The organism is Brevundimonas sp. KH_058 (assembly GCF_057838505.1).
On record NZ_CM174469.1, the window covers coordinates 1,348,479 to 1,372,374 of the forward strand.

A 23,896-nucleotide genomic window follows, 5' to 3' on the forward strand; every position below is an offset into this window, starting at 1 on the left:
GGGACGCAGGGTTAGGCCTATATGGCCTGCATGACCCGTCCTTTCGTCAAGATGAACGGCGCCGGCAATGACTTCGTCGTCGTCAATGCGCTGGAACAGCCGTTCGCTCCCAATGAGGATGAGATTCGCGCCTTGGGCGACCGCGCGACGGGCGAAGGCTTCGATCAGTTGATCTCCATCGAACGGTCGGAAACGGCCGACGCCTTCATGCGGGTCTGGAACGCCGACGGCTCGATGGTCGAGACCTGCGGCAACGCCCTGCGCTGCGTCGGCTGGCTGTTGATGCAGGCCAATGGCGCGGACCGCGTCGTCATCGATACGGCAGGCGGCCCGACCACCGCCACGCGCGCCGGCGACCACCGCGTGACGGTGGATATGGGCAAGCCTCGGCTGGACTGGACCCAGGTGCCGCTGGCCGAGGAGATGGACACGCGCGGGATCGAGCTTCAGGTCGGTCCCATCGACGCGCCGATCCTGCACACGCCGGGCGCCCTCTCGATGGGCAATCCGCACGTGGTCTTCTTCACCGACCGTCAGGACGACGGCTTTGTCACCGGGTCCGGCTCGCTGGTCGAGCATCACCCGATGTTCCCGCAGGGGGTCAATGTCGGTTTCGCCAATGTGCTGGGCCGCGACCATATCCGCCTGCGGGTCTGGGAGCGCGGGGCCGGCCTGACGAAGGCGTGCGGCACCGGCGCCTGCGCCGCCCTGGTCGCCACGGCCCGGCGCGGCCTGACCGACCGCAAGGCGACGGTGGTCGTGGACGGCGGCGAACTGGTCATCGATTGGGATGCCGAGAACGATCACGTCCTGATGACCGGGCCGGTCGAGATCGAGCGCACGGGCATGCTGTCGATCTGACGACTTGACGCTGACGCCAACGTCAAGCCTCTCGGCTGATTGCCAGGCTTCCTCCGCGTCAAGGGTTGGCGCGGCCGTTCCCACACTCTAGGACACGAAGGGTTACAGCCCCGACGACGCCCTGGACGACCGATGCCCGATCAAACCGAAAAACAGACCTTCTCCGATCAGGAAGCCCTCGACTTCCACCGCATCCCGACGCCGGGCAAGATCTCCATGGCGCCGACCAAGCCGATGGCGACCCAGCGCGACCTGTCGCTGGCCTATTCGCCGGGTGTGGCCGTGCCGGTGCTGGCCATCGCCGCCGATGCGGACAAGGCCTATGATTACACGGCCAAGGGCAATCTGGTCGCCGTGATCTCGAACGGCACCGCCATCCTCGGCCTGGGCAACCTGGGCCACATGGCTTCCAAGCCGGTGATGGAGGGCAAGTCGGTCCTGTTCAAACGGTTCGCCGACGTCGACAGTTTCGACGTCGAGGTGAAGACCACCGATCCGGACGAGTTCATCACCGTCGTCAAGAACATCGGCGACACCTGGGGCGGCATCAATCTGGAGGACATCAAGTCCCCGGAATGTTTCGTCATCGAAAGCGAGCTTCAGGACCTGCTGGACATCCCGGTATTCCACGATGACCAGCACGGCACGGCCATCATCTCGACCGCCGGCCTGATCAACGCCTGCCACGTCGCGGGCAAGAAGCTGGACGAGGTCAAGGTCGTGCTGGCGGGCGCCGGGGCGGCGGGCCTGTCCTCCATCGCCCTGATGAAGGCGGCGGGCGTCAAGGCCGAGAACACCGTGATCTGCGACCGCGACGGCGTGGTCTATCAGGGCCGCGAACACGGCATGGACCAGTGGAAGGCCGCCCACGCGACCGACACGCCGCTGCGCACGCTCGCGGAAGCCATGGTCGGCGCCGACGTGGTGCTGGGCCTGTCGGCCAAGGGCGCGATCACCAAGGAGATGGTGGCCTCCATGGCCCCCAATCCGATCATCTTCGCCATGGCCAACCCCGATCCCGAGATCACGCCCGAGGACGTCCAGTCGGTGCGTTCTGACGCCATCATCGCCACCGGCCGCTCGGACTATGTGAACCAGGTCAACAACGTCCTGGCCTTCCCCTATCTGTTCCGGGGCGCGCTGGACGTGCGCGCGCGCCGCGTGAACCATGAGATGAAGATCGCCTGCGCCCAGGCCCTGGCCGCCCTGGCGCGCGAGGATGTGCCGGACGAGGTCGCCGCCGCCTATCGCGGGCGCAAGCTGAAGTTCGGGCCGGACTACATCATCCCGACGCCGTTCGATCCGCGCCTGATCTGGTACATCCCGCCCTTCATCGCCCAGGCGGCGATGGATACGGGTGTGGCCCGCGTCCAGATCGAGGACATGGACGCCTATCGCAACGCCCTGCGCTCGCGCGTCGATCCGTCCGCCGCTCTGATGCAGAAGATCAGCTCGGCCGTGCGCGGCGGGCCGAACAAGCGCGTCGTCTTCGCCGAGGGCGAGGAACCCGCCGTCATCCGCGCCGCCTGGGGCTTCAAACAGGCCGACCTGGGCACGCCGATCCTGGTCGGGCGCGAGGACCTGATCCGTCAGAACGCCGCCGAGGCGGGGCTGAACTTCGACGAACTGGGCATCGAGATCACCAACGCCCGCGTCTCCGAACACAATGTCGAGGACACCGACTGGCTGTACGAGAAGCTGCAACGCCGTGGCTATCTGCGCCGCGACGTTGCGCGGATGATCAACCAGGACCGCAACTATTTCGCCGCCACCCTGGTCGCCAAGGGCCGGGCCGACGCCATGGTCGCGGGTGTGACCCGCAACTTCAACATGGCGCTGAAGGAGGTCGGGCGCGTTCTGGACGTCGAGGACACCCTGATCGGCCTGTCGATCCTGCTGGCCAAGGGCCGGACCCTGTTCGTCGCCGACACCACCATCCACGAACTGCCCAACGCCGAGGAACTGGCCGACATCGCCGTCAAGGCGGCCGAGACGGTGCGCAAGCTGGGCCGCAACCCGCGCGTGGCCTTCCTGTCCTATTCCACCTTCGGCAATCCGCCCGGCGACCGCGCCGAGAAGGTGCGCGAGGCCATCCGCATCCTGGACAAGAAAGGCGTCGATTTCGAATACGAGGGCGAAATGCCGCCGGAAGTCGCCCTGGATCCCAAGGGTCACTCGGCCTACGCCTTCAACCGCCTGACCAAGCCGGCCAACATCCTGGTCATGCCCGCCATCCATTCGGCCGCCATCTCGACCAAGCTGGTCCAGGCCCTGGGCGGCGCGACCGTCATCGGCCCGCTGCTGGTCGGTCTGGAGAAGCCGGTTCAGATCGTGTCGCTGGGCGCCTCGGTCAGCGAGATCATCACGGCCGCCACCTTCGCCGCCTATGACGCCGGTCCCGCCTTCCAGGGGTCGGGCCTGACCTCGGCGCCGCGTCCCCCGGCGGCCGTGGTCGAACGTTGAGCGAAGCCTCGCCCTTTCCACCTGCCGCCCCGCCGCCCCGGCGGGTGGAGCCGGGCTTCTATCTGGTCGCCACCCCGATCGGGAACCTGCGCGACATGACGCTGAGGGCGCTGGACGTTCTGGCCGCCGCCGATCTGGTGCTGGCCGAGGACACCCGCGTGACCGCCAAACTTCTGGCGGCCTATGGGCTGAAGGCCAAGCTGGAACGCTGCGACGACCACGCGTCCGGTCGCGCCGCCGAACAGGCCATCGCCCGCCTGCGCGAGGGTCAGGTCGTCGCCCTGGTGTCGGACGCGGGCACGCCGCTGGTCAGCGATCCCGGCTTCGTCGTCGCCCGTGCGGTGATCGCCGAAGGCTTGCCCCTCCATCCTATCCCCGGCCCGTCCAGCCTGCTGGCGGCCCTGTGCATCGCCGGCCTGCCCGCCGACCGGGTGCTGTTCGCCGGCTTCCTGCCGCCCAAGACCGCCGGTCGCACCGCTGCGCTGGAGGCGCTGAAAGGTCAGCGCCAGACCCTGGTCTTCTTCGAGAGCGGACCGCGCCTGAAGGACAGCCTGACCGACATGGCCGCCGTGCTGGGCCCGCGCCCCGCCGCCGTGGCCCGGGAGTTGACCAAACTTTATGAAGAGTGCGTGCGCGGGACGCTGGACGACCTGGCCGTCGATCCGCGCCTGGACGGTCCCAAGGGCGAGATCGTCGTGGTCGTCGGCCCCGGCGAGGAGGTTCAGGCGACCGAGGCCGACGCGGACGCCGCCCTGATCGACGCCTTGCAGACCCTGTCCACCGGCGACGCGGCCTCGGAGGTCGCCAAGGCCCTGGGGCTGAACCGCAAGATTCTCTATCGCCGCGCGCTGGAGCTGAAGGGCAAGTGAAACCGCGCCTGTCGCGCCCCACGCCAGTCCGTCGCCCCAAGGCGGCGTGGCGTCAGGCGAAGGGTGGAGCGGCGTTCAAGGCCGGTCACGCCGCCGAATGGATCGCGGCCCTGTGGCTGATGTTGCGCGGCTATCGGGTACTGGGCTTTCGGCTCAAAAGCCGGGCCGGCGAGATCGATTTGCTGGTCTGTCGCGGCCGGATGCTGGCCGTGGTCGAGGTCAAGCGCCGCGCGACGATGGATGCGGCGATGCTGGCCCTGAAGCCTGATCAGCATGACCGGCTGATCGCGGCAGGCGAGGCGATCCGGCGCAATCGGCCCGGCCTGCAACGTCTTGATTTGAGAATTGATATGGTGGCGCTGGCTCCCTGGCGCGTTCCACGTCATCTTCGCAACGTCGAAAGGCGCTGACGAAGGGATCGCATGACGCGCGAGGAGGCCGAGGCCATCCTGACCGCGGCCGGTCAGGCCGAAGACGACGCCTTCCCCCTGCTGGAGGCCGCGATCGCCTGCGCGATCCACGACCAGCCCTTGCGTGATCCTGAGCCGGTACGCGCCCTGGCTCACAACGCCTGCGAGCGGCTCAAGGAGCGGATCGGCGGCGAAAGCCCGGACGACGCCCTGTCCGAGACCCTGTGTGCGGACCTGAGGCTGAACGGCGACCTGATTCACTTCGACCATCCGGGCAATACGGACATCATCGCGGTCGCCGAGCGGCGGCGCGGCCTGTCCGCCGCCCTGGCCGTCTTCTATCTGCATGCGGCGCGGGAGGCCGGAATTGCGGCGGCGGGCGTGGACTTTCCCGGCCATTTCATGATCCGCGTCGAGACGCCGGAAGGCCCGGTGGCGCTGGACCCGTTCAGCCAGGGGCGGCTGATCCTGCCCAGCGAGCTGACCCGCCGCGCCCTGCGCGCCGGGCTGATGCCGCACGTCGCGGATCGGCTGGACATCCTGATGGCGCCGGTGACGGATCGGCAGTCGTTGATCCGGCTGCAGAACGTGCTGTTCAGCCGCGCGATCCGGGGCCGGGACTATGAGGCCGCCGAACGCTCGGCCCTGCGCCGCGCCCTGCTGGACCCCGAGGACCACCGGCCCTGGCTCGACGTCGCCTCGGCGCGCGAGAAACAGGGGGCGCTGGCCGGTTCGCTACAGGCCCTGTCCCGCGCCCACGGGCTGGACGGGGTCGAGGAGGCGCGGCGTTTCACGACGTTCGAACGCGTGCGGATGCAGTTGAACTGAGCAAAGATTTCTCCCTCCCCGCTCCGGGGAGGGTCGTCGCGCCAGCGACGGGGTGGGGGCGGCCCGGCAGGGACGCACCTGCGTGATACAGAACAGGTTTGTGGGGGACGTCGCCTTGCCGCCCCCACCCGACCTCGCTTCGCTCGGCCACCCTCCCCGAACGGTGAGCGAGAAATTCTCAGACCGTCTCGCCGCGCAGCAGGCGGGGCAGGTCTCCGGTCGCGCCGCCTGCCTCCTGCATGAAGGCGCGGCGCAACGGGCCGATGCGGTTGACCGCCGCCATGCCCAGGTCGCGCGCCAGACGCACCGGCGCGATGTCGTTGGAGAACAGTCGCACGAAGGCGTCGAAGCCTGCCGCCAGGGCCGCATTGTCGAACCGGCGCCAGCGGGCGTAGCGCTCCAGCACCGTCTCGGCGCCCAGGTCCTCGCCCAGGCGCGCGGCCTCGGCCAGAACCTCGGCCAGGGCGGCGGCGTCCTTCAGGCCCATGTTCAGCCCCTGGCCCGCGACGGGGTGGACGCCGTGCGCCGCGTCGCCGATCAGGGCGATGCGCGGCGCGACCAGTGTCTCGGCCAGGCTGAGGGCCAGGGGATAGACGAAGCGCGGCCCCTCGACCGTCGCACCATCCAGAAACTCGCCGAACCGCCGCATCAGATGGGCGCGGAATGCCTCGTCGGAGGCGTCTCGCAAGGCCTCGCCCCGCCGTGTCGTCTCGGTCCAGACCAGGCTGGCGCGCTGGTCCGTCAGGGGCAAGATGGCGAAGGGGCCGCTGGGCAGGAAATATTCGTGGGCGACATTGCCGTGGTCGCGGCCCAACCGCACCGTGGCCACCACGCCGCTCTGGCCATAACCCCAGCCGACCGTCTCGATGCCCGCAGCGCGGCGCACGGTCGAACCCCGGCCCTCGGCGCCGACGACCAGTGGCGCGATCAAGGTCGATCCATCGACCAGGATCACGGTCGCCTTGCCCGCGTCGGTCTCGACCCTGGCGACGGTCGCCGGCGCCCGGACCTCGATCCCCGCGCGCGTGACGGCCTCGGCTAAAGCGACGCGGATGCGGCGGTTCTCGACCATATATCCCAGCGGCTCGCCCCCGGTGCGCCCGCCGATCTCGTCGGCGTCGAAGCGCAGGAAGGCCGGCGAGGCCTTGCGGCTGGCCGCGCCAGGCCTGCGTCCGTCCGTCACCAGAATATGGTCCATCCGGCAGGCGTGCGGCCGCAGACTTTCGCCCAGACCCAGGGCGTCCAGCATGCGGAAGGTGGAAAAGGCCACGGCCGTCGAACGCCCGTCGAACGTCGGCGCCATCTGGACGCTGAACGGCTGCGGATCGATCATGACGACCTTCAACCCGCCCTGCGCCGCCGCCAGGGCGAACGCCGCCCCGGTCAACCCCGCGCCGGCGATGACGATGTCGTAACGTTCGGTGTCAGCCATGACAGGCTTGTCGCGCCGCCGACGCCAAAGGTCCAGAGGGCGGTTTGTCCGTCGCCAAGGTCAAGCTGGTAAACAGCCCCTTAACCCTGAGGGTGCGACAAGGGCGGTCGAACGTCAGCCGCCAGGAAGGTTCGCCCCTTCATGTCCACCGCCCTCGTCATTGGCCGTCAGGCCTGGATCAGCGCCCGCATCCTGTGGGACGCGCCCTTTGTCGTGCGGTTCAGGGGGGTGCTTCAGGCTCTTTTGGCGACCCTGCTGCTGGTCGCCCTAGTGTCGTGGAATCCGGCGGACGCCAGTCTGAATGCGGCCTCCAGCCTGCCGACCACCAACTGGCTGGGGGCGAACGGCGCCCTGTTCGCCGATCTGTTCATGCAGTCTCTGGGTCTCGCCGCCTGGCCCGCCGCCCTGCTGCTGGTCGCCTTCGGCCTGGCCCGCGCGGTCGGCGATGCGATCCAGCAAAGGCTGAAGCCCACGCCGTTGAAGGCCCTGGCCGCGACCGGCGGGACGCTGCTGCTGTCCAGCGCCCTGGCCGCGCTGGCCGCGCCCGCCGCCTGGCCCCTGGCGGCCGGTCTCGGCGGTCTGTGGGGCGATGCGGTCACGGGTCTGGCGGCGCGCGGCATCGGCGCCCTGCATATTCCCGGCGGTCGGATCATCGCCGGCGTCGTCTTCCTGATCGCCGGCCTGTGGCTGGTCGGTTTCGCCATCGGCCTGCGCGCCATGGACTTCCTTGACGCCCTGCAGTGGGGCAAGTCGTTGCGCGCGCCCGCTGCGCCTCGCGCCAAGACCCCGCCCGCCCGCGACAAGGCGCCTGCCAAAGCTCGGACGCCCCGCGCCGCGCCGCCGCTGGACGAGGCGCCGCTTGCCCCGACCTATGCCGAAGATGCGCCCCAGACGGCCTATGACGACCTGCCGCCGTGGGAAGACGACGCCGTCCAGCCCGCGCCGCGCCCTTCGGCCGCCCGCCCTGTCGAGCCGCGCGTCGCCGCGGTCAAGGCGCCCAAGGCCCGCAAGGACGATGTGGACCAGCAGGCCTTCGACTTCGTCCGGCCCGAGGGCGATTTCGACCTGCCGCCGCTGGGCATACTGACCAAGCCGGCCCAGCGCGTCGGTGCGGTGGACGAGGATTCGCTGAAACAGAACGCCAAGATGCTGGAAGGCGTGCTTCAGGAGTTCGGCGTGCGCGGCGTGATCGACCAGATCCGTCCCGGCCCGGTCGTGACCCTGTACGAGCTGGTCCCCGCGCCGGGCGTGAAGCACGGTCGCGTGGTGGCCCTAGCCGACGACATCGCCCGGTCGATGTCCGCCCGCGCCTGTCGCATCTCGGTGGTTCAGGGACGCAACGCCATCGGCATCGAACTGCCCAACGCCAAGCGCGAGACCGTCTATCTGCGCGACCTGCTGTCCAGCGCCGAATACGACAAGAAGGGCCACCTGTTGCCTCTCGCCCTGGGCGAAACCATCGGCGGCGAGCCCTATGTCGCCGACCTGGCGCGGATGCCCCACTTGCTGATCGCGGGCACCACTGGCTCGGGCAAGTCGGTCGGGGTCAACGCCATGATCCTGTCGATCCTGTATCGCCACAGCCCGGCCGAATGCCGCTTCATCATGATCGACCCCAAGATGCTGGAGCTGTCGGTCTATGACGGCATTCCGCACCTGCTGGCGCCCGTCGTCACCGATCCGAAAAAGGCCGTCGTCGCCCTGAAATGGACGGTGCGCGAGATGGAGGACCGCTATCGCCGCATGTCCAAGCTGGGCGTGCGCAACATCGCCAGCTACAACGAGCGCGCCCGCGAGGCCCAGGCCAAGGGCGAGCATTTCGAGCGCACGGTCCAGACCGGCTTCGACGAGCAGGGCCGCCCCGTTTACGAGTCCGAGAAGATCCGTCCCGAGCCCCTGCCCTTCCTGGTCGTGGTCATGGACGAAATGGCCGACCTGATGCTGGTCGCCGGCAAGGACGTCGAAGGCGCCGTCCAGCGTCTGGCCCAGATGGCGCGGGCCGCCGGCATCCACCTGATCATGGCCACGCAACGCCCGTCGGTCGATGTCATCACCGGCACCATCAAGGCCAACTTCCCGACGCGGATATCCTTCCAGGTCACGTCCAAGATCGACAGCCGCACCATCCTGGGCGAACAGGGCGGCGAACAGCTGCTGGGTCAGGGCGACATGCTCTATATGGCCGGCGGCGGGCGCATCACCCGCCTGCACGGCCCCTTCGTCGACGACAAGGAAGTCGAGGACGTCTGCAAACACCTGAAGGCCCAGGCCGAGCCCGACTATCTCGACCTGATAACCGACGAACCGGACGGCGACGCGGACGGCGCTGTGGACGAAGGCGGCGGTGGTTCTGGCGACGACCTCTACGACCGCGCGGTCGCCGTCGTCACCCGCGACCGTAAGGCCTCGACCTCCTACGTCCAGCGCCGGCTCCAGATCGGCTACAACCGCGCCGCCTCCCTGATCGAGCGGATGGAACAGGAAGGCGTGGTCAGCCCCGCCAACCACGCCGGCAAGCGCGACGTGCTGGCCGGCCCGCCGCCGATGGTGTGATGGCCGACTTCCAAACTTTCCCTCCCCGCGGGGGAAGGTGATCGAGCCGTAGGCGAGATCGGGTGGGACGGCAGGGCGAACGTCTCTCGTCAGGTCGGTACGGCCTTGCCGGCCGCCCCCACCCGGTCGCTTCGCGACCACCCTCCCCGGAGCGGGGAGGGAAAAGATCGCGCGCAACCCTAAGCGCGCGTGTCCGTTCTCCACCCCGCTATCTCTCCCAAGCTTCAGCATTTCGATGAACAGGGCTTCATCGCAGCGCCGGAATATGGTCAGGCTCGCGTCATTCCGACGCCAAGCCGACCGGGCAAGACGGCAGGATCGACAACCATCCCGAACGGGAGACGGACTTCATGACCTCCAAGACGCTCGCCATCGCTCCGACCGACCTTCAGCGCCGTAGCCTGCTGCTGGGCGCGGGCCTGCTGACCGGGTTCGCCGCTCTGGGCGTGTTCGACGCCGCCCAGGCCCAATCCAACCTGTCGGCCGAAGACCGCGCGGTGGTTCAGCAGGCGCAGGGCTATCTGCAGGCTCTGACCTCGGCGCAGGGGACTTTCACCGAGACAGGTCCGGGCGGCCAGACCCGCCAAGGACGGTTCTATCTGCAGCGTCCGGGCAAGATGCGGTTCGAATACACCAGCCCTGCCGGGCTGCTCGTGGTGTCGGACGGCTATAACGTCAAACGTTACGACCCCCGCCTGAACAATTTCCAGCAGGTGCCGCTGGGCCGCACGCCGCTGTCCACCTTCCTGGCGCGCAACGTCCGTCTGGACCAGGGCGTGCGCATCGAGCGCGTGACGCGAATGGCGTCCGGCGCCTTCGCCATCACTGCGCGCGACGCCAACCGTCCGAACGACGGACAGGTGATCCTGGCCTTCGCCGGCAATCCGATGCGCCTGCAGGAATGGACCATCACCGATCCGCAAGGGGCGCGCACCCGCACCCAGCTGACCGCCTTGCAGCCGGCGTCGAACCTGTCGGCGCGACTGTTCCAGCTGACCGACCCGACGCGTCGTCCCGGCCGAAACTAAGGCCCTGAGGGGCGGGTGACCATTCCTCAACCCCTGTTCCTCTAGACTGGCCGCATGAGCGCGACCGCCCCGCCATCGCTGAAATGGATCGTGGCGGTCGGTGTCGGCGCCTTCGCCCTGTTCATGCTGGGCGCGCTGGTGCTGGAGCCGGCGGTGCATCACCTGATCGAACCGGCGGATGACACCCCACCTCATCGCCCGACCGGCCGGGTCGAGGTCGGGGACGTGGTACTGGCCGGCCGATACGTCACGGCCGGATCGACGCTGGTGGTCCAGATCGAGGGCGGCGCGCTTTCGACCGACGCGGGCGGGACGCTGAAGTCCGAGCCGCATCGCCTGGTCCCCGCGGATCAGAGGGCCAGCGTCTCCGCCCTCTTCGCCGACGCCATGACCGTGCCGACCCAGGCGCAGATCGAAATCCGGCGCGTGACGGCGGAAGACGACACCCGGCTTTGCGCGGGGCATCCCGTCGGCTGGCTGGCGCTGGCGGTGCGGCGCGACGGCTTCGTGATGATGCCGGTCAGACAGGGGCCGCCGCCCGGCGCCCTGACGCCAGACGATCGGCTGTGCGGTGTTCTGGACCTGAGCCGATGATGCGAGGGCTGGTGCTGGCGGCGTTGATCGGGGCGGTCGCGGCGCTTCTGACCTGGACGAAACCGGGCGATGCGAAGAACTCGGGCGTGCCGAATACGGTCGTTATTCAGGTGCTCGACAACGGGTTCCACACCGATCTGGCCGTGCCGCGCGAGGCGCTGGTGCGACGTGGCGGCCCTCTGGCGCGCGTCGTCGCGGGGCTGGCGCCCGGCGACTGGATTCTGGTCGGCTGGGGCGACGCCCGGTTCTATGTAGACCACAGCCCGATCTCAGACCGGCTGCCCGACGGCGCCCGCGCCTTCTTCCGCCCCGGCAACCCTTCCGTCGTGATGCTGGATCCCGTGGCTGCCGATCCACGCCTCAGCTATGGCGAGGACAGCGCCACCCTGACCCTGACGCGCGCCCGGTTCGACCGCCTGGCCGCCCGCGTGGAGGCGTCGCTGGACCTGTCGGACGGCGCGCCCCGCATCGCAGCAGCCCGCCCCGGCGACGATGCGCGCTTCTTCGCCAGTCGCGAGACCTTTTCCATCCTGCACCTGTGCAACCACTGGACGGCCGGGGTGCTGAACGCCGGCGGGGTACCTGTCCGCCCGGTCCAGTCGATCACTTCGGCCGAGGTGATGCGGTCGGTGCGCGCGGTCGCCACGATCGAGGAGCGGGAGCGAAAACTGGACATGAGGCCGTCGCGAGACTAGACCGCCCGACTTTCGCTTATCCGGTCGGGTCCGAGCCCCGGCGGGCGAACAAGAAGGAGAGGCCGATGGCCCACAAGCAATTTACCCGCAGTTCCTCCACCTCTAGTCCGGCAGGAAAAGCGCCCAGCCAGCGCCAGCTGCGCGCCGGCGAGCTGATCCGCCACGCCCTGGTCGACATTCTGCGCGAGGAGGACATCCGCGACGAAGCCCTGGCCGACGTGTCCATCACCGTGACCGAGGTTCGCCTGTCGCCGGACCTGAAACACGCCACCTGTTTCGTCGAGCCCCTGGGCGCCGGCGTCGAGGCCGCTGCGACCAACGGCCATGAGAGCGAGATCATCAAGGCCCTGAACGTCCACGCCAAGTTCATCCGTGGTCAGCTGGGCCGGCGGCTGGACATGAAGTTCACGCCCGACCTGAAGTTCCGCCACGACGAGAGCTTCGGCGCCGCCAACCATATGGACAAGCTGTTCGCCGACCCGCGCATCCAGGCCGACCTGGCGGCCCGCGACGACGAAGGGGACGAGGCCTAATGATCCTCCCCCGTCCTTCACGGGGGAGGGGGACCGCGCGCAGCGTGGTGGAGGGGGCGACCCCAGACACCGGCCTTGCGTCCGTCCCCTCCACCGCTTCGCGGTCCCCCTCCCCCGCTGCGCGGTGGAGGATTTAGATGGCCCGCAAGAAGAAGGGCGACATCGTCGATGGCTGGGTCTGCCTGGACAAGCCGTTCGAGATGGGATCGACCGAGGCCGTCAGCCGCATCCGCCGCCTGTTCAACGCCCAGAAGGCCGGTCATGCCGGGACGCTGGATCCGCTGGCCAGCGGCATCTTGCCCATCGCGCTCGGCGAGGCGACCAAGACCGTGCCGATGATGATGGAGGCGCAGAAGGTCTATCGCTTCACCATCAACTGGGGCGTCTCGACCGACAGCGTGGACCGCGAGGGCGAGATCATCGGCCGCTCTGACGTGCGCCCCACGGTCGAGGCGGTGAAGGCGGCCCTTCCGGCCTTCGTCGGCGAGATCGACCAGACGCCGCCGCGCTTTTCCGCCATCAAGGTGGACGGCGCCCGCGCCTATGATCTGGCGCGCGACGGGGTGGAGTTCGAGCTTCAGGCGCGGCGCGTGACCATATATTCGGCCGAGGTGACCGACGCGCCGGACGCCGATCATGTCGAACTGACGATCCGCACCGGCAAGGGCGTCTATGTGCGTTCAATGGCCCGCGACCTGGCCGTCGTGCTGGGCGCAGAGGGTCATGTGTCGGCCCTGCGTCGCGAGCAGGTCGGGCCATTCAGCGTCGAAAACGCCGTCACTCTGGATTCTTTGGAGGAAATGGTGCATAGGGGCGCCGCCTCGGAAGGCTTGCTTGCCGTTGCGACCGCCCTGGACGACATCCCGGAGCTGGCCGTGACGGAACAGGACGCCTTCTCGCTTCGGCAGGGACGCCCGATCGTTCTGCTCCCCCGTCAGGTGGAAACCCTCAAGGATCGTCTTCGCGACGGTTCGCGCACGGTTTCAGCCTTTCAGGGCCAGACCCTCGTCGCACTCTGTCAGTTGCGGGCCGGCCGGTTAGAACCCGACCGCGTTTTCAACCTCTAGGCCTGCGCCATCCGGCGAGGGCCGAGACCCCACGGCCTTAAGTCGCGCGAAAGCGCAGTAGGCCAAGAAAGGACTCTACGATGTCGGTTACTGCTGAACGCAAGCACGAGATCATCGCCGATAACGCCCGCACCGCTGGCGACACCGGCTCGGCCGAGGTTCAGGTCGCGATCCTGTCGGAACGCATCGCCAACCTCACCGAACACTTCAAGACCCACAAGAAGGACAACCACTCGCGTCGTGGCCTTCTGAAGATGGTGTCGCAACGTCGCCGCCTGCTCGACCACCTCACCAAGGTCGACGCCGATCGCTACCAAGCGCTCATCGCCAAGCTGGGCCTGCGCCGCTAAGGCGTCGGATCAGTGTAGAATATGCTTTCGAGGCGCGGACGGTCACGTCCGCGCCTCGTTGTGCGACTAGAGACTGCCGCGCGCCGCGGAATTTGCCGGCGCAGATGCGAGGGCCATGCCGGCTCTCAATCGGGTCTTCCGCGATGGCGCGGTGACCCCCGGAGCCGAGGACTGAACGCCCGACGCATCCACCCCCAATGATGGGACCCCGCGCGGAATACGCCGTCCGGGATACGAAAGACGAAATATGTTCGACATCAAACGCAAGACGATCGACTGGGCCGGCCGCCCGCTGACCCTGGAAACGGGCCGCATCGCCCGCCAGGCCGACGGCGCCGTGCTGGCGACCTACGGCGAGACCGTGGTTCTGGCCACCGTCGTCTATGGCCGCGCCCCCAAGCCGGGCCTGGATTTCTTCCCCCTGACGGTCAACTATCAGGAAAAGACCTTCGCCGCCGGCAAAATCCCGGGCGGCTACTTCAAGCGTGAAGGCCGGCCGACCGAGAAGGAAACCCTGGTTTCCCGCCTGATCGACCGCCCGATCCGCCCCCTGTTCGTCAAGGGCTTCAAGAACGAGACCCAGGTCGTCGTGACCGTGCTGCAGCACGACATGGAGAACGACCCGGACATCGTCGGCCTGGTCGCCGCCTCGGCCGCCCTGACCATCTCGGGCGTGCCCTTCATGGGCCCCATCGGCGCCGCGCGCGTCGGCCTGATCGACGGCGAGCTGGTGCTGAACCCGCACATCGACCTGATCGCGACTTCGGACCTCGACCTGGTGGTCGCCGGCACCCAGGACGCCCTGATGATGGTCGAATCCGAAGCCAAGGAGCTGTCGGAAGAGAAGATGCTGGAAGCCCTGATGTTCGCGCACGCGGGCATGCAGCCGGTGATCGACGCCATCATCGAACTGGCCGAACACGCCGCCAAGGAGCCCTTCGACTTCCAGGCCGAAGATCATTCCGACGTGGTCGCCTCGATCAAGTCGTTGGTCGGCGAGGACATCAAGGCCGCCTACACCCACGCCGGCAAGTATGATCGTCGCTCGGGCGTCGATGCGGCCAAGAAGGCCGCCGCCGCCAAGCTGGTGAAGACCGACGAGAACCCCGACGGCGTCGACGGCTCCAAGTTCTCGGCCGCCTTCAAGGAATGCGAAGCCGAGGTCCTGCGTCGCGACATCATCGAGAACGCCCACCGCGTCGACGGCCGCGCCCTCGACAAGGTCCGCGCCATCGTGTCGGAAGTCGGCGTCCTGCCGCGCACCCACGGTTCGGCCCTGTTCACGCGTGGGGAAACCCAGGCCCTGGTCGTCGCCACACTCGGCACCGGCGAGGACGAGCAGTATATCGACAGCCTGTCGGGCACGTACAAAGAGAGCTTCCTGCTGCATTACAACTTCCCTCCCTATTCGGTGGGTGAAGCTGGCCGCATGGGTTCGCCCGGCCGTCGCGAGATCGGTCACGGCAAGCTGGCCTGGCGCGCGGTTCGTCCGATGCTGCCGAGCAAGGAAGACTTCCCCTACACCATCCGTCTGGTCTCCGAGATCACCGAGTCGAACGGCTCGTCCTCGATGGCTACGGTCTGCGGCGCTTCGCTGGCTCTGATGGACGCGGGCGTTCCGCTGATCCGTCCGGTCTCGGGCATCGCCATGGGCCTGATCCTGGAGCCGTCGGGCGAGTTCGCCATCCTGTCGGACATCCTGGGTGACGAAGATCACCTGGGCGACATGGACTTCAAGGTCGCCGGCACGTCGGAAGGCATCACCAGCCTTCAGATGGACATCAAGGTCGCCGGCATCACCAAGGAGATCATGAAGCAGGCTCTGACGCAGGCCTCGGCCGGTCGCCTCCACATCCTGGACGAGATGTCCAAGGCCATGGACGCGCCGCGCACCGAACTGGGCGAGCACGCTCCCAAGATCGAAACGGTCAAGATCCCGGTCGACAAGATCCGTGAAGTGATCGGTTCGGGCGGCAAGGTGATCCGCGAGATCGTCGAGAAGACCGGCGCCAAGATCGACATCGGCGATGACGGCACCATCAAGGTCGCCGCCAACGACCAGGAGAAGATCGACGCCGCCAAGGCCTGGATCCAGTCCATCGCCTCGGAACCTGAAGTCGGCACCATCTACTCCGGCAAGGTCGTCAAGGTCGTGGATTTCGGCGCCTTCGTGAACTTCTTCGGCGCCAAGGACGGCCTGGTCCACGTGTCCCAGATCGCTCTGGAACGCGTCGCCAACCCGGCCGACGTCCTGTCGGAAGGCCAGGAAGTGAAGGTCAAGTTCCTGGGCTTCGACGATCGCGGCAAGACCAAGCTGTCGATGAAGATCGTCGATCAGATCACGGGTGAAGACCTGACCGACAAGATCAACGCCGAACGCGCCGAGCGTGGCGAAGAGCCTCTGTCGGACGACACCGGCGGCCGTCCCAAGCGCGAAGGCGGCGGTGATCGCGGTGGCGATCGCGGACGTCGTCGTCGCGACTAAGCGACTTCGGTATCGAGACTGAAGAGGCCCGGCGGAGCGATCCGCCGGGCCTTTTTCTTTGGCCGCACTATGCAGAGATCGGGGGCCTGTCTGGAATTTCACTTGCCGCGCCCGCGCCTGCGGTCTCCATTGCCGCATCCAATTTCGAGGGGCCGTTCCATGTTCGATCGTCGTCGTCTTCTTCAGTCCGCCGCGCTGGGCGCCGGCCTCGTCGCCGTCGGCGGTCCCGCCTTCGCCAGACAGGCCTCCGCTACTCAGGGCGACGCCGCCGCCCAGCTCAAGACCTTCATGGACGCCACGTTCGAGCAGACGCTGGACAAGAGCCCCGAGGTCGTCACCATGTTCGGCCTGGACAAGGGCGACCGCGCCGCCGCCAAGTCGAAACTGACCGCCCCCACCCGCGCGGAGGAAGACGACCAGCGCGACGTCACCCGTCGCCAGCGCGCCGAACTGGCCCGAATCGACCGCACCAAGCTGGATGCGCGCAACGCCAACTATTACGACAGCCTGGCGCAGAACCTGGACGGGGTGATCGCCACCTTCGACATCCCCTATGGCCAGGGCGGCTGGCCCAATCCGTATCGGGTCAGCCAGCAGGGCGGCGCCTATCAGTCCACGCCGGACTTCCTGGCCAACCAGCACACCATCGAGACGGCCGCCGACGCCGACGCCTATGTGGCGCGCGTCAACGCCTTCGCCGACGTGCTGCTGGCCGAGACGGACCGCGTGAAGGAAGAATATGCGCTGGGCGTCATCCCGCCCGACTTCATCCTGGCCAAGGCGATCCGCCAGCAGGACGGCTTTCTGGCGACCCCGGCGTCGACCTCGCCCCTGGTGCAGTCGGTCGTCGATCGCGCGCGCGCCAAGGGCCTGACCGGCGACTGGGGCGCCCAGGTCGAACGGCTGGTGACCGAGCGGGTCTATCCGGCCCTGGCGGCCCAGAACGCCGTGCTGAAGGCCTCCCAGCCGAACGCCGTGCACGAGGCCTCGGTGCGCCGCCTGCCGCAAGGCGAGCAGTATTACGCCAACAGCCTGCACTACATCACCACGACCCGGCTGACGGCCGACGAGATCCACCGCACCGGCGTCGAGCAGATGGCCGATCTGACGGCGCGCGCCGATGTGCTGCTGAAGGCACAAGGGTTGACGCAGGGCTCGGTCGCCGAGCGGATCAAGGCCTTGGGGGACGATCCCAAATACGTCTACGCCAACACCGACGCGGGCAAGGCCGAGCTGATCGACAAGCTGAACGCCCAGATGGCGGACATGCAGGCGCGGCTGCCTAACGCTTTCGGGCGCCTGCCCAAGGCCAAGGTCGAGATCAAGCGTGTGCCGCCCGAAATCGAGGCCGGCGCGCCGATGGGCTATTACAACTCGCCCAGCCTGGATGGGACGCGGCCCGGCATCTACTGGATCAATCTGAAGGACACGGCGGAATGGCCGTCCTGGACCCTGCCGACCCTGACCTATCACGAGGCCACGCCGGGCCACCATCTGCAGATCAGCCTGCAACAGGAGAGCCCGTCTGCGCCCCTGCTGATGAACCTGTTGGGCTTCTCCAGCTATGTCGAGGGCTGGGGCCTGTACGCCGAGCAGTTGGCCGACGAACTGGGCGCCTATGAGAATGATCCGGTGGGCCAGATCGGCTACCTCCAGTCGCTGATGTTCCGCGCCGCGCGTCTGGTGGTCGACACCGGCATCCACTCCAAGGGCTGGAGCCGCGAACAGGGCATCCGCTACATGATGGAGGCCTATGGCGATCAGGAGGGGGCGGCGACGTCCGAGGTCGAACGCTATTGCGGCTGGCCCGGTCAGGCCTGCGCCTACAAGGTCGGGCACAACGAATGGGTTCGTCTGCGCGAAAAAGCCAAGACGACCCTGGGGTCCAAGTTCGACATCAAGGGCTTCCACGACACGGCCCTGGCCGCCGGCGGCGTGCCGCTGTCGGTGCTGGAGCGGATCGTGGACGGCTGGGTCGCGACCCAGGCCTGATCACATCCCGGTCGCGCCGGGCCTACGTCAAAGACAAGCAGGGACCGCGTCGGCGCGGCGTGGTCCCGTCACCGAGAGTTCACCGCATGATCGATCGTCGCCGCCTTCTGCTGACCACCGCCGCCACGGCTGCGGTCGCGCCCTCTCTGGCGCAGGCTCAAACCCAAGCCGCATCGACCGATGCGGACGGGCGGTTGAACAGCCTTCTGGACGGCTGGTTCGAGGCGGACATCGAGGAGAACCCTGAGGGCGCGACCAACCTGGGTCTGGACCGAGGCGCGCGGGCGGGGCTTTCGTCCAAGCTCAGCGAGGCGGGACCGGCCGCCATCCGCAAGGATCGTGCGAAGGCCGTGACACGCTGGGGCCAGCTGAGCGGCTTCGATCAGGCCGGCCTGACCGAAGCCGGGGCGCTGAACTACGCCATCGCCGCCTTCGGGGCGGAGACGGCGGCGCAGACGGCGCGCTTCGACTACGGGGCGGGGCCGGGACGGCCGTCGCCCTATATCGTGACCCAGTTGTCGGGCGCCTATTTCAGCACGCCGGATTTTCTGGATAACCAGCACCGGGTCGAGGACGCGGCGGGCGCCGACGCCTTCCTGTCGCGGCTGGAGGCCTTCTCGGGCGTGCTGGAGGGCGAGACCGCCAAGGTCCAGGAAGACGCCGGTCTGGGCGTGATCCCGCCGGACTTCATCATCGACCGCATGCTGCCGCAAATCCGCACCCTGCACGACACGCCCGCCGCCGACATGGCCATGCTGAAGTCGCTGGCGCGCAAGACGGCCGGGCTGAACCTAACCGGCTACGACGCCCGCGCCGCCGCCATCGTGGATCAGAAGGTCAAGCCCGCGCTGGCGGCCCAGATCGCCGCGCTGGAGGCTTTGCGGCCTCGCGCGAGCCATGACGCCGGGGTCTGGCGCCTGCCGGACGGCGAAGCCTTCTACGCTGCGGGTTTGAAGGCCAATACGACCACCACCCTGTCGGCTAAGGAGATCCACGCCCTGGGCCGCGAACAGGTCGCCGAGATCAGCGCTGAGATCGACGCCATCCTGAAGGCCCAGGGCTATACGCAAGGCACGGTCGGCGAACGCATCCAGGCCCTGAACAAGGAGCCGGCCCAACTGTTCGCCAATACCGATGCGGGCAAGGCCGAGCTGCTGGCCTGGCTGAACCAGCTGGTCACCGATCTGGAGCCGAAACTGCCACAGGTGTTCGGCCGCCTGCCCAGGTCGCACGTGGAGATCCGCCGCGTGCCGGTGTCGATCCAGTCGGGCGCGCCGGGCGGCTATTACCAGGGGCCGCCGCTGGATGGGTCGCGACCGGGAGCCTATTACATCAACCTGCGCGACAGCGGGAACTGGCCGCGTTTCGCCCTGCCGACCCTGACCTATCACGAGGCGTCGCCGGGGCATCACCTGCAGGTGGCCTTGCAGCGCGAGTCCGGCGAGCTGCCGCAGTGGCGGCGGGCAGGCGGGTTCTCGGCCTATAACGAAGGCTGGGCCCTGTATGCCGAGGCGGTGGCGGCCAACGACTTGGATGTCTATGCGAGCAATCCGCTGGGCCGGGTCGGCTTCCTGATGTCCTATCTGTTCCGGGCCGTGCGGCTGGTTGTGGACACCGGCCTGCATTCCGAGCGCTGGAGCCGCGAACAGGCGGTCGACTATATGGCGGCCTCGGGCGCCAAGCCGCTGGATGCGTCGAACAGCGAGATCAACCGTTACTGCGTCTGGCCCGGTCAGGCCTGTTCCTACAAGGTCGGCCACACCGTCATCGCGCGCCTGCGCAAGGAGGCGGAAGGCCGGCCCGGCTTCGACCTGCGCGCCTTCCACGACAAGGTGCTGGAGAACGGCTCCCTGCCGTTGGCGGTGCTGGAACGGATCGTGAGCGGCCGAATCTAAAATCTGGGCCTAGTCGGCGACGGTCAGGCCGTCGATGCGGCGCAGGCGGTTGTGGATGTCGGTGGCGGCGACGGCGGCCTCTGCGGTCGCCACGGCGATCTGGTTGAGGCCGCGCACCACGTCGCCGGCGGCGTAGAGACCCGACACGCTGGTCGCCTGATGCAGATCGACCTCCAGCCGACCGTCGCCGTAAAGACGCGCGCCCAGACCTTGGGCCAGTTCGGCATTCGGCGACGTGCCCAGCGCCGAATAGACCAGGTCGAAGGCGCGGGTCTGGCCGCCCCAGGTCAGGGCCGTCACCCGATCCTGTTCGATGACAATGGCTTCCAGCGGGGCGAAGATCAGTTCGACGCCAAGGCGTTCCAGTTCGTCGCGGCGGCTGAGGGCGTCGGGCGCGCCGATGTGGATCAGGGTCACCCGGTCGGAATAGGTGCGCATGAAGGCGGCTTCGCGCGCGCCCTTGTCGCTGTGGCCGATCACGGCGACGGCCCTGTCGGTCGCCTCATAGCCGTCGCAGATGGGACAGATGCGGACCAGCGCCTTCTGCACCGCCTGTTCGACGCCCGGCAGGTCGGGATGATGATCGACGACGCCGGTCGCCAGCAGGACGGCGCGGGCGCGGATGGCTCGCCCCTCGATCTCGGCGACGAAACCCTCGCCGTCATGGGCCAGGGTCTCGACCCGGCCCGGCGCGATGACCGCGCCATATTCCTCGGCCTGTTCGCGCATCCGCTTCAGGATGTCGGTTCCCGCGATGCCGGCCGGAAAGCCCGGCATATTGTGACTGAGCGGGATCCAGCAGGCGCGCGGCGCACCGGCGTCGATCACCAGGGTCCGCCGACGAAACCGCCCCAGATAGGTCGCGGCCGTCAGTCCGGCCGGACCCGCGCCGATGATCAGAACCTCCGGGTCGTTCACCGCGTGCGCCAGGCGACAGGCCACAGGTCGGACCGCACGCCCGCGCATTGGCCCATCGTGCTTTCCTCAGTCAGGACGAAACGGTCGCCGGTCCACGCCCAGGTCTGGGCCGAGCCGCAGTCGCCGATGCCGCGCCCCTTGGCGAAGGCCGACAAGGTGCGCGTCTTGGGATCGTAGGTTCCGTTGACGGTGGAATTGTCGGGCATGGTCGGGTCGGCGCCGGGTCCGGCCGTTCCGGCGAGGATCGCAGGCCGAGGGTCGCGACCGCCCGGTCCGGTCAGATACCAGTTGTGGGTGACATTATAGGCTCCCGCACCGCAGGGCACGGCCCACAGCTCTGTGCGGGCGTCCAGCCGGGCGGACATGACCATGTCGCTGATCGCCGGCATGCTGGATTCCTTCAGACAGGTTCCGACCTCGGTGCGGCTGCGAAGGGCGGCGGGCACGGTCTGGTTTACGTCGCCGAAACCGGCCTGATCCACCGCCGGTGCGGGCGTGATCGTCGGCAGGGGCGGGGCCACCGGAACGGTGGCGGCCGGACGGTCGCCGCGTCGGATCAGGGCCGTGGGCGTGTCGAGGCGACCCTGCTTCTCGTCGATCCACAACAGGGCGGCGGCGGCCCCGTGCAATGATACGTCCTGGGTCGAGGCGCCGCGAATGATCATGACCTTGCCCTGGGCCAAGGCGTCGATCGCGGCGCGGGCGTCGGTGCGGATTTCGCCGATGGGCGCCTCGGCCTCGCCCTCGGGGCTGAGCGCGGCCGCAAAAGCGCGACCGTCGATCGTCAACGCGATCTGGCTGGGGCCCTTGGCGTCGCCGTCGGGCCAATAGCCGAACAGAATCTGGGGTTGGGCGTCCGGGCCGGGCGCCAGAGTGATGCGGACCCAGCCGGCGGCGAACTCGGGCGCGAAGCCGAAGGCCCAGCAGGTGCCGTCGTTGCCGCAAGTCGCGCTCCAGTCGCGGAACTGTTTCGTCTCGGCGCGGATCTGAAGCACGGGAGCAGACGCGACTGCAGCGACCGTTGCAGGCATGGCGGCCTGGGGCGCGCCGGGCGCCTTGGCGGCGTCCTTGTCGCCACAGCCGGCGACGGCGAAGGCGGTCAGAGCCAGAGCGGAAAGCGCGACGCCGCAGGACAGGGTCTTCATGCCTTTTTCAACTCCGACGGCTTGTGCGCCGCACGCGCGCCGGTCTTGGCGCTCTCGACGATATACTCGGGATTTTGCGGCGAAGCTGCGACCTTGTAGCCCTTGATGTGGGTTTCTGAGGTGACCTTCTTGATCACCTTGCCGGTCGTCATGCCCTGGCTGTGGTCCCACTTCACGCGGTCGCCGGCCTTGAACGTCTTGTCTGGCATGGCTGCGCTCCCTGCTGTGTCGCTTCCTGTTCAGCGATCAGCCTGCGCATCAGTTCCGCATCGATCACCGGCGGCGTCTCGCAGAAGGCGACGATCCACCGATCGACCAGGTCACGCTCTTCGTTCGTCATTGCGTCGTCCGTCGCTGTTGCCGGGTCAGAGAGAAACCGGAACGCGCGGTCGGGTTCAGCGTAGCCGCAGAAGGTTTTTTCCGGGCGGGGTTAACGGACGGCGGGGTTTGCGTGGGCGCGCGGCCTCGCTATACCGCCGCCACGACATTCCCTTCCCCAACGTTCAGAGGCGGACCGCACGCATGGCCAAGATCAAGGTCGAAAACCCCATCGTCGACATCGACGGCGACGAAATGACCCGCATCATCTGGCAGATGATCAAGGACAAGCTGGTCTTTCCGTTCCTGGATCTCGAACTGGACTACTACGACCTGGGCATGGAGCACCGCGACGCCACCGACGACCAGGTGACGATCGACGCGGCCCACGCGATCCAGAAGCACGGCGTTGGCGTCAAGTGCGCCACCATCACCCCTGACGAAGCGCGCGTCGCCGAGTTCGGCCTGAAGAAAATGTGGAAGTCGCCCAACGGCACCATCCGCAACATCCTGGGCGGCGTGGTCTTCCGCGAGCCGATCATCTGCTCGAACGTGCCGCGCCTGGTTCCCGGCTGGACCCAGCCGATCGTCGTCGGCCGTCATGCCTTCGGCGACCAGTACAAGGCCACCGACTTCCTGATGCCCGGCCCCGGCACCCTGACGATCAAGTTCGTCGGCGAAGACGGCGCCGTGATCGAGCACGAGGTCTACAAGGCTCCCGGCGCCGGCGTGGCCATGGCCATGTACAACCAGGATGAGTCGATCCGCGAGTTCGCCCACGCCAGCTTCGCCTATGGCCTGCAGCGCAACTATCCGGTCTATCTGTCGACCAAGAACACGATCCTGAAAGCCTATGACGGCCGCTTCAAGGACCTGTTCCAGGAAGTGTTCGACGCCCACTACGCCGCCGAGTTCAAGGCCAAGGGCCTGACCTACGAGCACCGTCTGATCGACGACATGGTCGCGGCGGCCATGAAGTGGTCGGGCGGCTTCGTCTGGGCGTGCAAGAACTATGACGGCGACGTGCAGTCGGACGTGGTGGCGCAGGGCTTCGGCTCGCTGGGCCTGATGACCTCGGTCCTGATGACGCCGGACGGCAAGGTGCTGGAAACCGAGGCCGCCCACGGCACCGTGACCCGCCACTATCGCCAGCATCAGAAGGGCGAGGCCACCTCGACCAACTCGATCGCCTCGATCTTCGCCTGGACGCGCGGCTTCAAGCACCGGGCCAAGCTGGACGACAACGCGGCCCTGGCGACCTTCGCCGAGACCCTGGAGAAAGTGGTCGTCGACACCGTCGAGAGCGGCGCCATGACCAAGGACCTGGCCCTGCTGGTCGGCGACCAACAGGGCTGGCTGACCACCGAGGGCTTCCTCGACAAGGTCGCCGAAAACCTGAAGACCGCCCTGCCGGACGTGGGCTGAGTCACCATATCGGGTCGCAACTCTCTGCCGACAGG

Annotated in this window: 21 protein-coding genes; 16 read left to right on the plus strand and 5 right to left on the minus strand. The window is 67.9% G+C overall.

Annotation, left to right across the window (positions count from 1 at the left end; all coding sequences use genetic code 11):
- Nucleotides 1-30: 30 nt before the first annotated feature.
- The 5 genes from dapF (at nucleotide 31) to AC3ISA_RS06425 (ending at nucleotide 5,431) form a co-directional block, all read left to right on the plus strand.
- Nucleotides 31-861, plus strand: coding sequence for a diaminopimelate epimerase (gene dapF, locus AC3ISA_RS06405; RefSeq protein WP_489179786.1), 831 nt, complete (start codon nucleotides 31-33; stop codon nucleotides 859-861).
- 132 nt (nucleotides 862-993) lie between these two features.
- On the plus strand, nucleotides 994-3,324 hold the full coding sequence (locus AC3ISA_RS06410) for an NADP-dependent malic enzyme (RefSeq protein ID WP_372691584.1): 2,331 nt from the start codon (nucleotides 994-996) through the stop codon (nucleotides 3,322-3,324).
- Nucleotides 3,321-4,193: a 16S rRNA (cytidine(1402)-2'-O)-methyltransferase gene (rsmI, locus tag AC3ISA_RS06415; protein ID WP_489179787.1), complete on the plus strand. Its 873-nt coding sequence runs from the start codon at nucleotides 3,321-3,323 to the stop codon at nucleotides 4,191-4,193. Before AC3ISA_RS06410 ends, rsmI begins: the two co-directional genes overlap by 4 nt.
- Nucleotides 4,190-4,603 (plus strand): YraN family protein, encoded by a 414-nt coding sequence (locus tag AC3ISA_RS06420; RefSeq protein ID WP_489179788.1) that lies wholly within the window; start codon nucleotides 4,190-4,192, stop codon nucleotides 4,601-4,603. The genes rsmI and AC3ISA_RS06420 overlap by 4 nt, the downstream gene beginning before the upstream one ends.
- Before the next feature lie 12 nt (nucleotides 4,604-4,615).
- Nucleotides 4,616-5,431, plus strand: a complete 816-nt coding sequence (locus tag AC3ISA_RS06425) for a transglutaminase family protein (RefSeq protein ID WP_489179789.1) — start codon at nucleotides 4,616-4,618, stop codon at nucleotides 5,429-5,431.
- Between the two features lie 178 nt (nucleotides 5,432-5,609).
- On the opposite strand, the gene AC3ISA_RS06430 is transcribed toward AC3ISA_RS06425, so the two are convergent.
- Entirely contained in the window at nucleotides 5,610-6,863 is a 1,254-nt protein-coding gene (locus AC3ISA_RS06430) for a UbiH/UbiF/VisC/COQ6 family ubiquinone biosynthesis hydroxylase (RefSeq protein ID WP_489179791.1), read from the minus strand.
- Nucleotides 6,864-7,004: 141 nt separating this feature from the next.
- Between AC3ISA_RS06430 and AC3ISA_RS06435 the strand changes: the two genes are divergently transcribed.
- The 10 genes from AC3ISA_RS06435 (at nucleotide 7,005) to AC3ISA_RS06480 (ending at nucleotide 20,055) form a co-directional block, all read left to right on the plus strand.
- Nucleotides 7,005-9,416: an FtsK/SpoIIIE family DNA translocase gene (locus AC3ISA_RS06435; RefSeq protein ID WP_489179792.1), complete on the plus strand. Its 2,412-nt coding sequence runs from the start codon at nucleotides 7,005-7,007 to the stop codon at nucleotides 9,414-9,416.
- A gap of 350 nt (nucleotides 9,417-9,766) precedes the next feature.
- The gene (locus AC3ISA_RS06440) at nucleotides 9,767-10,444 is read left to right on the plus strand and encodes a LolA family protein (protein WP_489179793.1); all 678 of its coding nucleotides are present in this window, start codon (nucleotides 9,767-9,769) and stop codon (nucleotides 10,442-10,444) included.
- Between the two features lie 54 nt (nucleotides 10,445-10,498).
- Nucleotides 10,499-11,038, plus strand: coding sequence for a hypothetical protein (locus AC3ISA_RS06445; protein ID WP_489179794.1), 540 nt, complete (start codon nucleotides 10,499-10,501; stop codon nucleotides 11,036-11,038).
- Nucleotides 11,035-11,733, plus strand: coding sequence for a DUF2459 domain-containing protein (locus AC3ISA_RS06450; protein WP_489179795.1), 699 nt, complete (start codon nucleotides 11,035-11,037; stop codon nucleotides 11,731-11,733). The genes AC3ISA_RS06445 and AC3ISA_RS06450 overlap by 4 nt, the downstream gene beginning before the upstream one ends.
- A 65-nt stretch (nucleotides 11,734-11,798) precedes the next feature.
- The gene (rbfA, locus tag AC3ISA_RS06455; protein WP_489179796.1) at nucleotides 11,799-12,266 is read left to right on the plus strand and encodes a 30S ribosome-binding factor RbfA; all 468 of its coding nucleotides are present in this window, start codon (nucleotides 11,799-11,801) and stop codon (nucleotides 12,264-12,266) included.
- 137 nt (nucleotides 12,267-12,403) lie between these two features.
- Complete coding sequence (truB, locus tag AC3ISA_RS06460) at nucleotides 12,404-13,333, plus strand: tRNA pseudouridine(55) synthase TruB (protein WP_489179797.1); 930 nt, start codon at nucleotides 12,404-12,406, stop codon at nucleotides 13,331-13,333.
- An 80-nt stretch (nucleotides 13,334-13,413) separates the two neighbouring features.
- Entirely contained in the window at nucleotides 13,414-13,683 is a 270-nt protein-coding gene (gene rpsO / locus AC3ISA_RS06465; RefSeq protein ID WP_135194257.1) for a 30S ribosomal protein S15, read from the plus strand.
- Between the two features lie 247 nt (nucleotides 13,684-13,930).
- Nucleotides 13,931-16,168 (plus strand): polyribonucleotide nucleotidyltransferase, encoded by a 2,238-nt coding sequence (gene pnp / locus AC3ISA_RS06470; RefSeq protein WP_489179798.1) that lies wholly within the window; start codon nucleotides 13,931-13,933, stop codon nucleotides 16,166-16,168.
- Nucleotides 16,169-16,327: 159 nt separating this feature from the next.
- Nucleotides 16,328-18,160 (plus strand): DUF885 domain-containing protein, encoded by a 1,833-nt coding sequence (locus AC3ISA_RS06475; protein ID WP_489179799.1) that lies wholly within the window; start codon nucleotides 16,328-16,330, stop codon nucleotides 18,158-18,160.
- Between the two features lie 86 nt (nucleotides 18,161-18,246).
- A complete protein-coding gene (locus AC3ISA_RS06480; RefSeq protein WP_489179800.1) occupies nucleotides 18,247-20,055 on the plus strand; it encodes a DUF885 domain-containing protein in 1,809 nt (602 codons plus the stop codon).
- A gap of 9 nt (nucleotides 20,056-20,064) precedes the next feature.
- Here AC3ISA_RS06480 and AC3ISA_RS06485 read toward each other — a convergent pair whose 3' ends face one another.
- The 4 genes from AC3ISA_RS06485 to AC3ISA_RS06500 are packed head-to-tail and all read right to left on the minus strand — an operon-like array spanning nucleotide 20,065 to nucleotide 22,458.
- Complete coding sequence (locus AC3ISA_RS06485) at nucleotides 20,065-20,973, minus strand: NAD(P)/FAD-dependent oxidoreductase (protein ID WP_489179801.1); 909 nt, start codon at nucleotides 20,971-20,973, stop codon at nucleotides 20,065-20,067.
- Nucleotides 20,970-22,118, minus strand: coding sequence for a DUF1176 domain-containing protein (locus AC3ISA_RS06490; protein WP_489179802.1), 1,149 nt, complete (start codon nucleotides 22,116-22,118; stop codon nucleotides 20,970-20,972). The genes AC3ISA_RS06485 and AC3ISA_RS06490 overlap by 4 nt, the downstream gene beginning before the upstream one ends.
- Complete coding sequence (locus AC3ISA_RS06495; protein WP_489179803.1) at nucleotides 22,115-22,327, minus strand: hypervirulence associated TUDOR domain-containing protein; 213 nt, start codon at nucleotides 22,325-22,327, stop codon at nucleotides 22,115-22,117. Before AC3ISA_RS06495 ends, AC3ISA_RS06490 begins: the two co-directional genes overlap by 4 nt.
- Nucleotides 22,291-22,458 (minus strand): hypothetical protein, encoded by a 168-nt coding sequence (locus AC3ISA_RS06500; protein ID WP_489179804.1) that lies wholly within the window; start codon nucleotides 22,456-22,458, stop codon nucleotides 22,291-22,293. The genes AC3ISA_RS06495 and AC3ISA_RS06500 overlap by 37 nt, the downstream gene beginning before the upstream one ends.
- 182 nt (nucleotides 22,459-22,640) lie before the next feature.
- Here AC3ISA_RS06500 and AC3ISA_RS06505 point away from each other — a divergent pair, with 182 nt between their 5' ends.
- Nucleotides 22,641-23,861, plus strand: a complete 1,221-nt coding sequence (locus AC3ISA_RS06505) for an NADP-dependent isocitrate dehydrogenase (RefSeq protein ID WP_489179805.1) — start codon at nucleotides 22,641-22,643, stop codon at nucleotides 23,859-23,861.
- Nucleotides 23,862-23,896: the final 35 nt, after the last annotated feature.